We start from the raw sequence: 16,254 nt of genomic DNA, 5'->3' as shown, positions 1-16,254 counted from the left end.
GGGCCGCAGGCATGCCCGGACATGGTCTCGACAGGCTCGACCGACGACCGGCTCGACCGACGAACCCCCTACGGAGGCGGTCGGGCGGCCAGCTCCTCGCGCAGCCGGCGTACCTCCTCGCGCAGCGCCTGCACGTCGGTGGCCGTGGCCGGCGCGGTGCCCTGCTCGAGGTCCTCCTGCTCACCGAGGTCCTCCACCCGCTCCACCAGCCACGAGGCGATGCCGGCGGTCACGGTGCCGAGCACGCCGATGCCGGCGAGCATCAGCAGGCCGGCCACCACCCGGCCGGTGACGGTGACGGGGTACATGTCGCCGTAGCCGACGGTCGTGATGGTCTCCACCGACCACCACAGCGCGTCGCCGTAGGTCTGGATCGGCCCCGACGAGCCGCGCTCGGCGTCGAGCACCGCCAGCGAGCCGGTCAGCACGATCAGCGTCACCGACGCGGCGACGTAGAGCCCGACGCGGCCGCGGAGCGAGCCCCGGCCGACCCGGTCGAGCAGCGTCAGCAGCGAGAGCAGCCGCAGCAGCCGCAGCGGCCGGAAGACCGGCAGCAGGGCGGCGGCGAGGTCGAGCGGGTGGTCGCGCACGAAGCGCCACCGGTCGCGCGCGAGCAGCAGCCGGACCACGAACTCGCCGGTGAGCACCACCCAGGTCAACGTGACGACCGTCGAGAGCGTCCGGCGCAGCGCCAGCGGGAGGGTCGGGTCGAGGATCGGCCAGGCGTACGCCGCGACGAAGAGCAGCGAGACCGCCACCAGGGGCCACTGGACCCGGCGGTCCCACCCCGCCTCGCTGGGTCGTCGCAGGGTCGCCATGGCCAGTGATCATGGCACCCGCCTGCGGTCGTACGCCGCCCGCGACGCGCCTCAGCCGAGCGAGGCGGGCACCAGGAAGGTCAGCCAGGCCAGGCCCGGGCCCGCCGCGACCACCACGCCGGCGTACCCCAGCATCCGGCGGTACATCGCGTCGCGGTCCACCTCGGGCACGTTGGCGAGGACGAGGGCACCGTTGGTGGAGAAGGGGCTGACGTCCACGACGGTGGCAGCCACGGCCAGCGCGACGGTGAAGGCGATCGGGCTGACCGAGCCCTGCTCGAGGAACGGCACGGCGAGCGCGATGGCGACGCCGATGATGCCGAGCGAGGAGGCCACCGCCGAGGTGACGCCGGCGAGGTAACACAGCAGCAGCACCGCGAGGAGCGGTGCGCCGATGCTGGTGATCGCCTCGCTGACGTAGTCCACGGCGCCCGCGGTCTCGAGCACGTTGATGTAGGTCAGGATGCCGCAGATCAGCATCATCACCGACCAGCTGACGCCGTCCAGCGCCCGCTTGGAGTCGGCCGGTGCGAGCAGCGCGAAGAGCGCGCCGATGCTGATGGCGACGACACCGGTGTCGAGGTCGGTGGCGACCGACAGCGCGGCCAGCAGCAGCAGCCCCGCCAGGGTGAGCGCCTGGTAGGCGCCCAGCCGCTGCGGCCCCGGTGCCGGTGCACCGTCCGCGGACCCGTCCGGCGCGGCGGGCGCCTCGGTGTCGACCCGCCGCCCGAGCAGGGCGCGCCCGCCCATGAACACGTAGACCAGCACCCCCACGACCACGTTGAACACGAACGGGCCGAGGAACAGGGCGAGCGGCGAGATCGGCAGGTCCTCGCCGCGCAGGTAGCCGGCGATGAAGCTGCCGTAGACGCTGATCGGGGAGAAGGCCCCGGCGAGCGCCCCGTGCACCACCATCAGCCCCATCATCAGCTGGTTGATGGCGTAGCGCCGGGCGAACGGGATGGCCAGCGGTGCCACGATCGCGACCGCGAACAGCGCGCCCACCGAGATCAGGGCCGCGGTGAGGACGAAGAAGATCCAGGGCGCCGCGGCAACCCGGCCCCGCACCAGCCGGAGCCCGGCGGCCACGATCCAGTCGATGGTGCCGTTCTGCTGGGCGAAGCCGAACATGAAGGTGAGCCCGACCAGGATCAGGAAGATGTCGGAGGGGAACCCCGCCAGCACGTCGGCCTGCGACATGTCGGCCGCCCCGAGGCCGACGGCGAAGGCCGCGAACAGGGCGAGCACGCCCATGTTCACCGAGCGGAACGTCGCCACGACGAAGATCACCGCGAGGACGACGATGGACAGGACTGCAGCGGACACGGATCGGCCTCCCGAGGTGAGCGTGGTCACACCGTGGGTACCACACCGGCGGCGCCCGGGCCCGTCGTGCACGGGCCCGATGGACGGCTGCTGCCACTAGATTGCGGCCATGCCGACCGACGCGCTGTCGACCCGGACCCGCGTCGGCTACGGCCTGGGCTCGGTGGCGACGGGCACCTTCGGCACCGTCCCCGGCCTGGTGCTGCTGCCCTACCTGACCGACACCCTCGGCATCGCCGCGGCGCTGGCGGGGCTGATCGTGTTCCTGCCCAAGGCCTGGGACGTCGTGCTCAACCCGGTCGCGGGCCGGGTCACCGACCGCACCGAGGACCCCCGCGGACCGCGGCGGCCCTGGCTGCTGCGGGCCGGGCTCGCCCTGGCGGCGACGTTCGCGCTGATCTTCGCCGGCCCCGACCTGGGGTCGCGGACCTTCGACGCAGCGTGGGTGCTGGTGACGTTCGTGGCCTGCGCGACGGCGTACGCCTTCTTCCAGGTGCCCTACGTCGCGATGCCGGCGGAGATGACGTCGTCCTACGACGAGCGCACCCGGCTGATGACCTGGCGGGTGGCGATCCTGGCGCTGGCGATCATGGTCAGCGGCGCGTCGGCGCCGGCCGTGCGCGACGCCTTCGAGGGCCGCACCGGCTACCGCGTGATGGGGCTGGCGGTGGCCCTGCTGCTCGTGCTCGGCGTGGTCGGCGCCTACCTCGGCACCCGCGGCGCCCCCGTCGGCACGGTCGCCGCCGGCACGGGCAGCCTGCGCGACCAGCTGCGGGTGGTCGCCGCGGCGCGCGACTTCCGGCTGCTGCTCACCACCTTCGTGGTCCAGGCGCTGGCCGTGGGCGCGATGCTCGCCGGGGTCGCCTACGTCTCGCGGTGGGTGCTGGTCGACCGCTCGGCGGCGACGCTGCTCTTCGTCTGCTTCGTCGGTCCGGCGCTGCTGCTCACCCCGGTGTGGAGCGCGGTCGGCCGTCGCGTGGGCAAGCGCCGCGGCTACGTCGCCTCCTCGCTCGTGCTCGTCGTCGCGGCGCTGCTGCTCACCACGGCGGGGCACGTCCCCGTCGCCCTGGTGTACGCCGCGACGGCGCTGGTCGGCGTCGGCTACGCCGGCGTCCAGGTGTTCCCGCTGGCGATGCTGCCCGACGCCGTGGCCGTCGACGCCACCCGCACCGGCGAGAACCGCGCCGGCGTCTACACCGGCGTGTGGACCGCCGGGGAGACCCTCGGCCTGGCCCTCGGCCCCGCGCTGTACGCCGTGCTGCTGGCGCTCGGCGGCTACGTGTCCACCGACCAGCCCGCCGACTGGATGACCCAGGTCCAGCCCGGCTCGGCGGTGCTCGCGATCACGCTCGGCTTCTCGGTCGTGCCCGCGGCGCTGGTGCTGCTCAGCCTGCTCCCGCTGCGGGGCTACTCCCTCGACGCCACGGAGGTGGAACGGTGACCGAGCACCACGACGACGACGTCCTCGCCCGGCTGCGCGCGATGCAGCAGGGCGACGTGCCCGTGACGGGCGGCCGCACGCTGGCCTACGTCTACGACTCCGGGTTGGCGGAGGTCGACCGCGTCGGGCGCGAGGCGGTGGCGGCGTACGCCGGCTCCAACGGGCTCGACCCGACCGCGTTCCCCAGCCTGCTCGCGATGGAGAACGAGCTGGTCGGCTTCACCTGCGACCTGCTCGACGCGCCCGAGGGCACGGTCGGCACCGTCACCTCCGGCGGCACCGAGTCGGTGCTGCTCGCCGTGCAGGGCGCCCGGGACTCCCGGCCCGACGTCGACCGGCCGCGGATGGTGCTGCCCTCGACCGCCCACCCGGCGTTCCACAAGGCGGCGCACTACTTCGGCGTCGAGGTGGTGACGGTCGCGGTCGGCGAGGACTTCCGCGCCCGACCCGCGGCCACGGCCGCCGCGATCGACGACGGCACCGTGCTCGTGGTGGCCAGCGCCCCGTCGTACGCCCACGGGGTGGTGGACCGCGTCGACCGGATCGCCGCGGCCGCGGCGGCGCGCGGCGTGCGCTGCCACGTCGACGCCTGCATCGGTGGCTGGGTGCTGCCGTACGCCGCCCGGCTGGGCCGCGACGTGCCGCCGTGGACCTTCGCGGTGCCCGGTGTCACCAGCATCTCGGTCGACCTGCACAAGTACGCCTACGCCCCCAAGGGCACCTCGGTGCTGCTGCACCGCGACGCCACGCTGCGCCGGCCGCAGTACTTCACCTCGGCCCGCTGGCCGGGCTACACGATGCTCAACTCCACGACGCAGTCCACCCGCTCGGGCGGCCCGCTCGCCGGCGCGTGGGCGGTGGTGCGGCAGCTCGGCGACGCGGGCTACCTGGAGCTGACGCGCACCCTGCTCGACGCCGTCGACCGGCTGGTGGAGGGCGTCGGTGCGATCGAGGGCCTGCACGTCGTCGCCGCCCCCGACGCCTCACTGGTCGCGCTGGGCACCGACGGCAGCTGCGACGTGTTCACGCTGACCGACGCCATGACGCGGGCGGGGTGGCTGGTGCAGCCGCAGCTGTCCCACGACGGCCACGCGCCGACGCTGCACCTGTCCCCCAGCGCCGCGACCGCGCCGCACGTCGCGCAGTTCCTGGCCGACCTCGCCGACGCCGTCGTCGCGGCGCGCGAGGCGGGCCCGGTCGTCGTCGACCCGGGCGTCGCCGACCTCGTCCGCGCCCTGGACCCCGCCGTGCTGAGCGACGACGACTTCGACGGCCTGCTGGCCGCGGCCGGGATGGACGCCGCCGCCGGCGGCGACCTGCCGGAGTCGATGGCCGAGGTGAACGCCCTGCTCGACCTGGCCTCGCCCGCGCTGCGCGAGGCGCTGCTGGGCCGGTTCCTGGAGCGGCTGCAGCAGCCGGTGCGGGCCGCCGCGAGCACACCTGTGCACCCGGCGCGTTAGGGAGTGCGGGAGCGGGGTACGAGCCCGGTCGTCCAGCACGATCCCCGTCCTTCGAGAGGTGACATCCCGTGCCCGACGTGACCGCCAACGGCGTCTCCCTGCACTTCGAGGACACCGGGGGTGACGGACGCCCCGTCGTCCTCATCCACGGCTGGCCCCTCAGCGGCGCCTCCTGGTCCGAGCAGGTGCCCGCGCTGACCGCAGCCGGACACCGCGTCATCACCTACGACCGCCGCGGCTTCGGTGACTCCGAGAAGCCCGACTCCGGCTACGACTACGACACCTTCGCGGCCGACCTCGCCGGGCTCCTGGAGGAGCTCGACCTGCGCGACGTCGCCCTCGTCGGGTTCTCGATGGGCGGCGGCGAGATCGCCCGCTACATCAGCACCCACGGCCAGGACCGGGTCCGCGCCGCGGTGTTCGCCGCCGCCGTCCCGCCCTACCTGCTCAAGACCGACGACAACCCCGAGGGCGGCCTGGGCCAGGACGACGTCGAGGGCATGCAGCAGGGCGCCCGCGACGACCGCGAGGGCTTCCTCGACGGGTTCACCACCGACTTCTTCTCGGCCGGCGGCGAGCTCAAGGTCACCGAGGAGCAGCGCCAGCAGGCGCTCGCCCTCGCGGCGAGGGCCGGCGACCAGGGCCTGGTGGAGTGCATCCACGCCTTCGGCACCACCGACTTCCGCGCCGACCTGGAGAAGGTCACCGTGCCGACCCTGGTCATCCACGGCGACGGCGACGCGACCGTGCCGTTCGAGGTCTCGGGCAAGCGCACCGCCGAGATCGTCGACGGCGCCGAGCTGGTCGTGGTCCAGGACGGCCCGCACGGCCTCAACGTCAGCCACGCCGACGAGTTCAACCGGGCGCTGCTCGCCTTCCTCGGCTGACACAGACCTCGGGCCTCCGCCAGGCCCGAGCGGGGCCGGTGCCCTGAGGAACCCTTGGGAGAGTCCTCAGTGCACCGGCCCCGACCCTTGTCCGGACCCGCGTGCGGCCCGCTCCCTAGGGTGGTGGCATGAGCGCTCTCGCCGGACTCGTCGACCGTGGGCTGGTCGCCGCCGACTGGGCCGAGGCCCTCGCCCCCGTGGACGAGCAGATCGCCCGGATGGGCACCTTCCTGCGCGAGGAGGTGGCGGCCGGACGCGGCTACCTGCCGGCCGGCGACCACGTGCTGCGGGCCTTCCAGCGCCCGCTGGCCTCGGTCAAGGTGCTGCTGGTGGGGCAGGACCCCTACCCCACCCCGGGCCACCCGGTGGGCCTCAGCTTCTCGGTCGCCCCCGGGGTGGCCCCGCCCAAGAGCCTGGTCAACGTCTTCCGCGAGCTGGTCGACGACCTCGGCGTGCCGGTGCCGACGTCCGGCGACCTCTCGCCGTGGGCGGACGCCGGGGTGATGCTGCTCAACCGGTGCCTGACGGTCACCCCCGGCCAGTCGGCCGCCCACCGCGGACGCGGGTGGGAGCAGGTCACCGACCGGGCGATCCGCGTGCTGTCGGAGCGGGCCGCGTCCGGCGTACCCCTGGCGGCGGTGCTGTGGGGCCGAGACGCGCAGTCGCTCAAGGGCGAGCTGGGCCCGGTGCCGTGGGTCGAGTCGGTGCACCCGAGCCCGCTGTCGGCGCACCGCGGCTTCTTCGGGTCCCGGCCGTTCAGCCGCGTGGACCGGTTGCTGGTGGAGCAGGGCGGGGAGCCCGTGGACTGGCGCCTGCCCTGATCCGGGCATACACTTGAAATCTCAAGTGTTAGGACGACCATGACCGCCACCCCGCTCTCCGCCGCCCCCGACGCCACCGCCGGCCGGATGCCGGCCCTCTACATCGGCCACGGCGCCCCGCCGCTTCTCGACGACCCGGTGTGGTCGGGCCAGCTGCGCGCCCTCGCCGCGAGCCTCCCGCGGCCGAAGGCGATCCTCGTCGTCAGCGCCCACTGGGAGTCGGCGCCGCTGATGCTGAGCGCCTCGGGGCCGGGCACCGACCTGGTCTACGACTTCGGCGGGTTCGCCGAGCGCTACTACCGGATGACCTACCGCACCCCGGACGCGAGCGCCCTCGCGGATCGAGTTGCGGCGATGATGCCCAGCGCCGAGCCGGTGCACCACCACCCCACCCGCGGGCTCGACCACGGCGCCTGGGTGCCGCTGACGATCATGTATCCCGAGGCCGACATCCCGGTGCTCCAGATGTCGCTGCCCACCCACGACCCGGACCGGCTGCTGGCACTGGGCGCCCGGCTGCGCGAGCTGCGCGACGAGGGCGTGCTGGTGATGGGGTCGGGCTTCCTGACCCACGGCCTGCCGTTCCTGCGCGAGTTCCGCATCGACGCCGCCGCCCCCGGCTGGTCGCAGGACTTCGACCACTGGGCCGCCGAGGCGCTGACGCGCGGCGACGTGGCCGAGCTCGCGTCGTACCGCTCGAGGGCGCCGGGCATGCCCTACGCCCACCCCACGGTCGAGCACTACACGCCGCTGTTCGTGGCGCTCGGCGCCGCCACCGACCCGGCCGCCCCGGGCGACCAGGTCATCGACGGCTACTGGATGGGGCTCTCCAAGCGGTCGGTGGTCCTGGCCTGAGGCGCCGGCCGGGAACGGTTTCCCGAGGTCGCCTGGGAAACCGCCGGCGCCCCGCACCACCCCCCACCCCGTGCGCCAGACTGACGCCCATGGAGCTCCTGACCATCCAGTCCTCGGTCGCCTTCGGGCACGTCGGCAACAGCGCGGCGGTCTTCCCGCTGCAGCGGCTCGGCATCGAGGCGTGGGCGGTCAACACCGTCCACTTCTCCAACCACACCGGCTACGGCGAGTGGCGCGGCCCGCTGCTCTCGGCCGCCGACCTGCGCGAGGTGGTCCGCGGGGTCGAGGAGCGGGGCGCGCTGGCGCGCGTCGCCGCGGTGCTCAGCGGCTACCAGGGCGGCGAGGAGGTCGGCGACGTGGTCCTCGAGACCGTCGCCCGCGCCAAGGAGCTCAACGCCGACGCGGTCTACTGCTGCGACCCCGTGATGGGCGACGTCGGGCGCGGCATGTTCGTGCGCCCCGGCATCCCCGAGCTGATGCGCGACCGGGTGGTGCCCGCGGCCGACGTGATCACCCCCAACCACTTCGAGCTCGACTTCCTCGCCGGCACCACCACGCGCACGGTGCCCGAGCTGCTCGCCGCCGTCGACGCCGTGCGTGAGCGCGGCCCCCGCACGGTGCTGGTGACCAGCGTGCTGACCGAGGAGACGCCCGCGGGCCACGTCGACGTGGTGGCGGTCTCCGACGCCGGCGCCTGGTCGGTGCGCACCCCGCTGCTCCCGATCAGCCCCAACGGCTGCGGCGACGTCACGGCCGCGGTCTTCCTCGCCCACCTGCTGCGCACCGGCGACGCCGCCACCGCGCTGCAGCGGGTGACCTCGACGGTCTTCGGCATCCTCGAGGAGACCATCGCGGCCGGCACCCGGGAGATCCAGCTCGTGGCCGCCCAGGACGTCATCGCCGACCCCCCGGCCCGCTTCGGGCCGACCCGGCTGCGCTGAGGGGGCGCGCCCACCTGGGCGGGCACCGTCGTGCCCGGTCGGGCAGCACCCGGGCACGCTCCGTCGACGTACGGCGCGGACCCGGGCGTATTGGCACGCTCCAAACCGGACGCACTACCTCTTCCGTGCGCCCACCCGGGCACGACTCGGGCACGTCCAGGCCCACACCCGGGCTCACCTCCCGGGCGGCGCGTGGTCCACACTGAGCCCGTCCCCGGGTGACGGGGGTCACACACCGGCGGTGACGGGCCGGCTCGGGACGGAGGTGCAGCGATGGAGGCCGACGAGCGGCAGCGGCGCATCCTGGCCCTGGCCCGGCACGACGGCAGGGTCGAGGTGGCCCGGCTCGCCGACGACCTGCGCGTCGCCCCCGAGACCGTACGCCGCGACCTGCGACAGCTCGTCGAGCGCGGCATGCTGCAGCGGGTCCACGGCGGTGCCCACCCCGTCGAGGGGGTCGGCTACGAGAGCGACGTCGAGCAGCGCAGCCACTCCCAGGTCGCCGAGAAGCGACGCATCGCCGTCGCCGCCGCCGCCCGCCTCGAGGGCGCCGAGTCGATCTACGTCGACGAGGGCGTCACCCCGCAGCTGGTCGCCGAGGCGATCGCCGCGTCGCTGCGGCCCGACGCCCGACTGACCGTGGTCACCTCCTCGCTGCTCGCCGCCGGCGCGCTCGCCCACGTCCCCCAGGTCACCGTGATGCTGCTCGGCGGACGCCTCCGCGGCCGGACCATGGCCACCGTCGACCACTGGGCGACCCGGATGCTGCGCGAGCTGGTCATCGACCTGGCCTACCTCGGCGCCAACGGCATCTCCCGCGACCACGGCCTCACCACGCCCGACCCCGCGGTGGCCGCCGTCAAGGCCCAGGTGGTCGCCAGCGCGCGGCGCCGGATCTTCGTCGGCGTGCACACCAAGTTCAACGTCTCCAGCTTCTGCCGCTTCGCCGACATCCCCGACTTCGAGGCGCTGGTCACCGACACCGGCGTCAGCGTCGCCGACGCCCACCGCTTCGGCGCGATGGGCCCCCACGTCGTCCGGGCCTAGCCGCCCGGGACCCGGCCGGCGCCGCCGCCCGGGCAGCTCGATCCCCCAACCGCACACCCCGACCCACCCGCAGGCACGGACCACCCGGCCCGGCCGACGCACCCCGAAGGAGAACCCGTGCTCACACGGTCCAGCACCCGCAGCCTCGCCGTCGCCGCCACGGCCGCGCTGAGCCTCGTCCTCGCCGGCTGCGGTGCCGGCGCGGGCGGTGGCAGCAGCAGCGGCGACGAGAAGTCCATCAACGTCCTGATGGTCGGCAACCCGCAGATGGTCGACATCGAGAAGCTGACCAAGGACAGCTTCACCAAGGACACCGGCATCGAGGTCAACTACACGATTCTCCCCGAGAACGAGCTGCGCGACAAGGTGACCCAGGACATCGCCACCAAGTCCGGGCAGTACGACGTCGCCACCATCGGCGCCTACGAGGTGCCGATCTGGAGCGAGAACGGCTGGCTCAAGCCCCTCGACGAGTACGCCGACGCCGGCGACTACGACAAGGACGACCTGATCGACCCGATCGTGGAGTCGCTGAGCGGCACCGACGACAAGCTCTACGCGATGCCGTTCTACGGCGAGTCGTCGTTCCTGATGTACCGCAAGGACATCTTCGAGCGCGAGGGCATCGACATGCCCGCCAAGCCCACCTGGGACCAGGTCGCCAAGGCCGCGGCCGAGGTCGACGGCGCCGAGCCCGGCATGAAGGGCATCTGCCTGCGCGGCCTCCCCGGCTGGGGCGAGATGTTCGCCCCGCTGACCACCGTGGTCAACACCTTCGGCGGCACCTGGTTCACCGAGGACTGGCAGCCCGAGGTCGACAGCCCGGAGTTCACCGAGGCGGTCGACTTCTACGTCGACCTGATCAAGGCCCACGGCGAGCCCGGAGCGGCCCAGGCCGGCTTCACCGAGTGCCTCAACGCGATGAGCCAGGGCAAGGTCGCGATGTGGTACGACGCCACGTCGGCCGCCGGCTCGCTCGAGGACCCCGCCGTGAGCAAGGTCGCCGGCAAGGTCGGCTACGCCGCGGCGCCGGTCAAGGAGACCGAGTCCGCCGGCTGGCTGTGGGCGTGGGCCTGGGCGATGCCCGAGACCACCCAGAAGGCCGACGCGGCCGCGCAGTTCATGAGCTGGGCGTCCTCGAAGGACTACGAGCAGCTGGTCGGCAAGGAGCTGGGCTGGGCCCGGGTCCCGGCGGGCAAGCGTGAGTCGACCTACGAGATCCCGGAGTACAAGAAGGCCGCCGCCGCGTTCGGTCCCCAGACCCTGGAGTCCATCGAGAACGCCAACCCGACCGACCCCGGCGTCCAGGCCCGACCCACCGTCGGCGTCCAGTTCGTCGCCATCCCGGAGTTCCAGGACCTCGGCACCAAGGTGTCCCAGGACATCGCCGCCGCCATCGCCGGTCGCGGGACCGTCGAGGAGGCCCTCGCCAACGGCCAGAAGCTGGCCGAGGACGTGGCCAAGGACTACCAGTGAGCACGACCACCACCGACCGCCCNCCGCGGCGTCCGACGCCGCGGCGGGGGGGCCGCCCCCCTCCAAGCGCTCCTCCAAGGAGCGGTGGTCCCGACGCGGTCCGCTGCTGCCGGCGCTGGTCTTCACGATCATCGTCACGCAGATCCCGTTCCTGATCACGATCGCGGTCTCGTTCCTCAACTGGAACATCCAGCGACCGGGCACCAAGAGCTTCCTGGGCCTCGGGGTCTACGAGTCCTTCGCCGGGCTCTCCAACTTCGCCACCGTCTTCACCGACTCCCGGCTGCGCAACGCGGTCCTCAACACCGTCGTGCTGACCGCCTCGGTGGTCGTCGTCAGCCTGCTGATCGGGCTGGGCATCGCGGTGCTGCTCGACAAGAAGTTCCCCGGCCGGGGCGTGTGCCGCACCCTGCTGATCGCGCCGTTCCTGGTGATGCCGGTGGCCTCGGCGCTGCTGTGGAAGCACGCGCTCTACAACCCCGACTACGGCCTGTTCAACGGCACCCTCAACGCGATCTGGCAGCTGTTCGGGGCCGAGGAGGGGCCGATCGTCGACTACATCTCCACCACGCCGATGCCCGCCGTGGTCGCGGCCCTGGTGTGGCAGTGGACGCCGTTCATGATGCTGATCCTGCTGGCGGGGCTGCAGTCGCAGCCCGGTGACGTCCTCGAGGCGGCCCGCATCGACCGCGCCAGCAGCTGGCAGATCTTCCGCCACATCACGCTGCCGCACCTGCGCCGCTACATCGAGCTGTCGGTGCTGCTCGGCTCGGTCTACGTCGTGCAGACCTTCGACGCGATCTACACCATCACCCAGGGCGGACCCGGGTCGGCGACGACCAACCTGCCCTACGAGATCTACCTGACGATGTTCCGCAAGTTCGAGTACGGCGAGGCCGCTGCGGCCGGCGTCGTGGTGGTGGTCGGCACGATCGTCGTCGCCACCTTCGCGCTGCGGACCATCTCGTCGCTGTTCAGCGAGGAGGAGATGAGCCGATGAGCCAGACCCTGGAGAACCCGCAGGACGCCGACGAGGCCCCGGGCGAGGACGACCGGGCGCTGCCCGCGGCGCAGCGACGCCGCCGACGCAAGGCCAAGGACGACACCTCGGCCCCGGCCGGCATCGGCTGGACGATCAGCGCCTGGGTGGTGACGCTGCTGTTCTTCGCGCCCGTCGCGTGGATGGTGCTGACCTCGCTGCACATCGAGGCCGACGCGGCGACCAACCCGCCCTCGATCCTGGCGCCGCTCACCCTGGAGAACTACGCGGCGCTGTTCGACCGCAACGTCACGCCGTACCTCATCAACTCGGCCACGGCGAGCATCGTCTCGACGCTGCTGGTGCTGCTGCTGGCCGTGCCCGCGGCGTACGCCCTGAGCATCCGGCCGGTGGAGAAGTGGACGGACGTCATGTTCTTCTTCCTCTCCACCAAGTTCCTCCCCCCCATCGCGGCGCTGCTGCCGATCTACCTGATCGTGCAGAACACCGGGATGCTCGACAACGTCATCACGCTGGTCGTGCTCTACACCTCGATGAACCTGCCGATCGCGGTGTGGATGATGCGCTCGTTCCTGGCCGAGGTGCCGGTCGAGATCCTCGAGGCGGCCAGGATGGACGGCGCGGGATTCCTGCGCACGATGGTCTCGGTCGTGGCGCCCATCGCGGCGCCGGGCCTGGCCGCGACCAGCCTGATCTGCTTCATCTTCAGCTGGAACGAGTTCATGTTCGCGGTCAACCTGACCTCCACCACCGCGGCCACGGCGCCGATCTTCCTGGTCGGTTTCATCTCCAGCCAGGGCCTGTTCCTGGCCAAGCTGTGCGCCGCCGCCACCCTGGTCTCGCTGCCGGTGCTCATCGCCGGCTTCGCGGCCCAGGACAAGCTGGTGCGCGGCCTCTCCCTGGGGGCGGTCAAGTGAGCACGACGGCGCACCGGGCCACGCGGCTGCACCCCGACAGCCTCGGCGGGCTCGACCCGTCGATCTCGGTGCCCGGCTACGACCGGTCCCGCGTGCGGACCGGCATCGTCCACCTCGGGGTGGGCGGCTTCCACCGCGCCCACCAGGCGATGTACGTCGACCGGCTGCTCGAGCAGGGCGTCCCCGGCTCCGAGGAGTGGGGCATCACCGGCGTCGGGGTGCTCCCCCAGGACGCCCGGATGGCCGAGGTGCTCCGCGAGCAGCAGGGCCTCTACACGCTGGTGCTCAAGCACGCCGACGGCAGCCGCGACCGGAGGGTGGTCGGCTCGATGCTCGACTACCTCCACGCCCCGGCCGACCCCGAGGCGGTGCTGGAGCGGATGACCGACCCGGCGGTGCGCATCGTGTCGCTGACCGTCACCGAGGGCGGCTACCACGTCAACCCGGTGACCGGAGACTTCGACGACCGCGACGAGGGCATCCAGGCCGACCTGCGCGGCGACGCGGCGCCGGTCACGACGTTCGGGTTCCTCACCGAGGCGCTGGCGCGGCGGCGTACGGCCGGGACGGCGCCGTTCACGGTGATGTCGTGCGACAACATCCAGGGCAACGGCCACGTCGCGCACAAGATGGTGACCGCCTTCGCCACCCGCCGCGACGCCGAGCTCGGCGCGTGGATCGACGAGAACGTCGCCTTCCCCAACTCGATGGTCGACCGGATCACCCCGGTCACCACCGACGCGGACCGCGAGGAGCTGCAGCGCGACACCGGGCTGGTCGACGGCTGGCCGGTGGTGTGCGAGGACTTCACCCAGTGGGCGCTGGAGGACCGCTTCACCGACGGGCGCCCCGCCTTCGAGGAGGTGGGCGTGCAGGTCGTCGACGACGTGCACCCCTACGAGCTGATGAAGCTGCGGCTGCTCAACGCCAGCCACCAGGCGCTGTGCTACCTCGGCTACCTCAGCGGCTACCGCTACGCCCACGAGGTCTGCCAGGACGAGCTGTTCGCCGGGTTCCTGCTCGACTACATGGAGCGCGAGGGCTCCCCCACGCTCGAGCCGGTCCCCGGCGTCGACCTCGACGCCTACCGCCACCAGCTCGTGGAGCGGTTCGCCAACCCCGAGATCCGCGACACCCTGGCCCGGCTCGCCGCCGAGAGCTCCGACCGGATCCCGACCTGGTTGGTGCCGGTGATCAGCCACAACCTCGCCCACGACGGGGAGGTGCGTCGCTCCGCCCTGGTCGTGGCCGCCTGGGCCCGCTACGCCGAGGGCGTCGACGAGCAGGGCGAGGCGATCGAGGTCGTCGACCGCCGCAAGGACGCCGTCATGGAGCGGGCCTCCCGCCAGGGCGAGGAGCCGCTGGCGTTCCTCGAGGACCGCGACCTCTTCGACGACCTCGCCGACCAGCCGCGCTTCACCGAGCCCTACCTCGAGGCGCTGTCCTCGCTCCACGAGCACGGCGCCCGGGCGACCCTGGAGCGCTGGCAGGCGGACCGGGCGTAGTCCCGCCGGGCGGCGTGCGACGGGGAGACCGGTCGGCCCGGACCCGCCCTCGCGGCCGTGACCTGACTCAGCGGAAGTACTCCCCCACCGCCGCCGCCTGGGCCTGCGTGACCTGCCGGTTGCGCTCGGGGCTGACGACGAACGCCTCGGGCAGCGGCACCCGGCACGCGTCCGCGGCGCAGCTCTGGTAGCTGCGGTGCAGGGCGGTCAGCTGGTCGAGCACCTCGGCGCTGGCCGGGTCGCCGGCGAGGTTGACCAGCTCGAGGGGATCGGCAGCGAGGTCGTAGAGCTCGCGCTCACCGGTGGAGTAGCGGGTCAGCTTCCAGCGCCCCAGCCGGAGGCCGCGGCTGTTGAGCCCGCCTCGCTGCACCTCGGGGGGATCCCCCTCCCACCGGCCCCGCAGGTGGGCCGGGATCTCGGTGCGGCCCTCGGTGAGCACCGGACGGTCCCACCCCCGGTCACCGCCGACGATGGTGCCCCGCAGGTCGACGCCGTCGGGGCGCGAGAGCCGGGCGCCGGCGTACGACGCGATGGTCGGCGCGAGGTCGACGGTGCTGGCCGGGTCGTAGCGCCGTCCCCGGGGGACCCCGGGCCCGGCGATGAGCAGCGGGACCCGCAGCGACGGCTCGTGGGCGTTGATCTTGCCCTGTCGCCTCCGGTGCTCGCCGAGGTAGTAGCCGTTGTCGGAGGTGAACACCACGATGGTCCGGGCGAGCTGCCCGGTCGTGCGCAACCGGTCGAGGGTGCGGCCGACCTGCACGTCGAGCACGTAGAGCGCCTCGGCGCGCTGGCGGGTCACCTCGGTCAGCGCGGCCCGGTCGGCCGAGGTGAGGTCGGACGTCTGCAGGTAACCGGGCTTGTCGCGCATGTCGGCCTCGGGCGAGCCGGACGACGGCACCCCGGCACCGCTGCGGATCACCGCGTCGAAGCGGCCCTTGACCCAGCCCGGGCGAGCCGGGGTCACCCACCGGTAGGTCGAGCCGTCCGCGCGGCGCGTGGGGCGGGGGTCGTCGGGCTCGCCCGGGGCACCGTGGTGGGGCGCCACGGGGTTCCACCACACGAACCACGGCTTCCCCGTGCGCCACCGGTCCGTCAGCGCGCGGGTCTGCTCGCCCAGCAGGTCGGTGGAGTAGCGGCCCGGTGACCTGACGATCCGGCCGTTCACGTTCTGGGACATCTGGAAGTAGTTGTAGGTGCCCGTGGAGCCCGCGGCCCAGTGGGTCCACCCGGGCGGCACGTAGCGCAGCGAGGACGTCCCGGCCAGGGCCGCCGGCCGCCGCAGCCGTTGCTGCCCGTAGCCGTTGAGGTACTTGCCGAGCATCGCGGTGCGGTAGCCGGCGGCTCGCAGGGCGGTGGCGAGCGTCGAGCGGTCGTCGAACGAGGCGAAGGCGTAGGGCTCCTCGTGGGTCAGGACCCCGTGGTTGTGGGAGAAGCGACCGGTCAGGAAGCTGGCCCGTGAGGGGCAGCACAGCGGGTTGGGCGCGAAGGAGTTCTCGAAGCTCAGGCCGCGCTCGCCGATCAGCGCGCGGGTGCGTGGCATGAACCGCAGGTCGTCGGTGCGCATGTCGTCGGTCTCGATGACCGTGACGTTGGGTCGCGGCGCCGGAGCGGCCGCTGCACCGACGACGGCGGTGGTCGGCTCGTGGGCGGAGAACAGGGCGGCCACGGCAGGCTCGGCGACCCGTGGCGGAGCGGCGCACGCTCCGCCCACCAGGGCCAGGGCCACGAGCACCACGGTCGTACGACGGATCACAGGACCA

14 protein-coding genes are annotated in these 16,254 nt (G+C 73.1%); 11 read left to right on the top strand and 3 right to left on the bottom strand.

The annotated features are described in order from the left end of the window. Nucleotides 1-68: 68 nt before the first annotated feature. Nucleotides 69-818 carry a potassium channel family protein gene (locus ASG49_RS10400; protein ID WP_056541138.1) on the bottom strand — a complete coding sequence of 250 codons (750 nt, stop codon included), beginning with the start codon at nt 816-818 and terminating at the stop codon, nt 69-71. A 51-nt stretch (nt 819-869) separates the two neighbouring features. Beyond that, nucleotides 870-2,144, bottom strand: a complete 1,275-nt coding sequence (locus tag ASG49_RS10395; RefSeq protein ID WP_056541346.1) for an SLC13 family permease — start codon at nt 2,142-2,144, stop codon at nt 870-872. A 109-nt stretch (nt 2,145-2,253) separates the two neighbouring features. Between ASG49_RS10395 and ASG49_RS10390 the strand changes: the two genes are divergently transcribed. From ASG49_RS10390 to ASG49_RS10340, 11 genes are all read left to right on the top strand, one after another. Further along, nucleotides 2,254-3,585, top strand: coding sequence for an MFS transporter (locus tag ASG49_RS10390; RefSeq protein WP_056541136.1), 1,332 nt, complete (start codon nt 2,254-2,256; stop codon nt 3,583-3,585). Next, nucleotides 3,582-5,045 carry an aminotransferase class V-fold PLP-dependent enzyme gene (locus tag ASG49_RS10385; RefSeq protein WP_235562018.1) on the top strand — a complete coding sequence of 488 codons (1,464 nt, stop codon included), beginning with the start codon at nt 3,582-3,584 and terminating at the stop codon, nt 5,043-5,045. The genes ASG49_RS10390 and ASG49_RS10385 overlap by 4 nt, the downstream gene beginning before the upstream one ends. Nucleotides 5,046-5,113: 68 nt before the next feature. Then, nucleotides 5,114-5,932: an alpha/beta fold hydrolase gene (locus ASG49_RS10380; protein ID WP_200936271.1), complete on the top strand. Its 819-nt coding sequence runs from the start codon at nt 5,114-5,116 to the stop codon at nt 5,930-5,932. Between the two features lie 128 nt (nt 5,933-6,060). Then, nucleotides 6,061-6,753: a uracil-DNA glycosylase gene (locus tag ASG49_RS10375; protein ID WP_056541132.1), complete on the top strand. Its 693-nt coding sequence runs from the start codon at nt 6,061-6,063 to the stop codon at nt 6,751-6,753. A 39-nt stretch (nt 6,754-6,792) separates the two neighbouring features. Then, nucleotides 6,793-7,608 carry a dioxygenase gene (locus ASG49_RS10370; RefSeq protein WP_235562017.1) on the top strand — a complete coding sequence of 272 codons (816 nt, stop codon included), beginning with the start codon at nt 6,793-6,795 and terminating at the stop codon, nt 7,606-7,608. Between the two features lie 89 nt (nt 7,609-7,697). Continuing rightward, complete coding sequence (pdxY, locus tag ASG49_RS10365; RefSeq protein WP_056541130.1) at nt 7,698-8,549, top strand: pyridoxal kinase PdxY; 852 nt, start codon at nt 7,698-7,700, stop codon at nt 8,547-8,549. Nucleotides 8,550-8,822: 273 nt separating this feature from the next. Then, nucleotides 8,823-9,596 carry a DeoR/GlpR family DNA-binding transcription regulator gene (locus tag ASG49_RS10360; RefSeq protein ID WP_056541127.1) on the top strand — a complete coding sequence of 258 codons (774 nt, stop codon included), beginning with the start codon at nt 8,823-8,825 and terminating at the stop codon, nt 9,594-9,596. Nucleotides 9,597-9,713: 117 nt separating this feature from the next. Next, nucleotides 9,714-11,072, top strand: coding sequence for a sugar ABC transporter substrate-binding protein (locus ASG49_RS10355; RefSeq protein ID WP_056541126.1), 1,359 nt, complete (start codon nt 9,714-9,716; stop codon nt 11,070-11,072). A gap of 310 nt (nt 11,073-11,382) precedes the next feature. Next, nucleotides 11,383-12,072, top strand: a complete 690-nt coding sequence (locus ASG49_RS19335; RefSeq protein ID WP_369814220.1) for a carbohydrate ABC transporter permease — start codon at nt 11,383-11,385, stop codon at nt 12,070-12,072. After that, nucleotides 12,069-12,989, top strand: coding sequence for a carbohydrate ABC transporter permease (locus ASG49_RS10345; RefSeq protein ID WP_082534013.1), 921 nt, complete (start codon nt 12,069-12,071; stop codon nt 12,987-12,989). The genes ASG49_RS19335 and ASG49_RS10345 overlap by 4 nt, the downstream gene beginning before the upstream one ends. Next, a complete protein-coding gene (locus ASG49_RS10340) occupies nt 12,986-14,494 on the top strand; it encodes a mannitol dehydrogenase family protein (protein ID WP_056541123.1) in 1,509 nt (502 codons plus the stop codon). The genes ASG49_RS10345 and ASG49_RS10340 overlap by 4 nt, the downstream gene beginning before the upstream one ends. A 67-nt stretch (nt 14,495-14,561) precedes the next feature. Here ASG49_RS10340 and ASG49_RS10335 read toward each other — a convergent pair whose 3' ends face one another. Then, on the bottom strand, nt 14,562-16,247 hold the full coding sequence (locus ASG49_RS10335) for a sulfatase (protein ID WP_056541122.1): 1,686 nt from the start codon (nt 16,245-16,247) through the stop codon (nt 14,562-14,564). Between the last annotated feature and the right edge of the window lie 7 nt (nt 16,248-16,254).

Source organism: Marmoricola sp. Leaf446, assembly GCF_001424755.1.
GTDB lineage: Bacteria > Actinomycetota > Actinomycetes > Propionibacteriales > Nocardioidaceae > Marmoricola.
Note: the sequence above shows the minus strand (reverse complement) of the source record. Positions and strands in the feature narration are given on the sequence as shown.

Excerpts from the sequence above, each read along its gene's own strand:
- ASG49_RS10390 (WP_056541136.1), top strand. The coding sequence starts at position 2,254 with ATGCCGACCGACGCGCTGTCGACCCGGACCCGCGTCGGCTACGGCCTG.
- ASG49_RS10360 (WP_056541127.1), top strand. The coding sequence starts at position 8,823 with ATGGAGGCCGACGAGCGGCAGCGGCGCATCCTGGCCCTGGCCCGGCAC.
- ASG49_RS10375 (WP_056541132.1), top strand. The coding sequence starts at position 6,061 with ATGAGCGCTCTCGCCGGACTCGTCGACCGTGGGCTGGTCGCCGCCGAC.
- ASG49_RS10370 (WP_235562017.1), top strand. The coding sequence starts at position 6,793 with ATGACCGCCACCCCGCTCTCCGCCGCCCCCGACGCCACCGCCGGCCGG.
- ASG49_RS10400 (WP_056541138.1), bottom strand. The coding sequence starts at position 818 with ATGGCGACCCTGCGACGACCCAGCGAGGCGGGGTGGGACCGCCGGGTC.
- pdxY (WP_056541130.1), top strand. The coding sequence starts at position 7,698 with ATGGAGCTCCTGACCATCCAGTCCTCGGTCGCCTTCGGGCACGTCGGC.
- ASG49_RS10345 (WP_082534013.1), top strand. The coding sequence starts at position 12,069 with ATGAGCCAGACCCTGGAGAACCCGCAGGACGCCGACGAGGCCCCGGGC.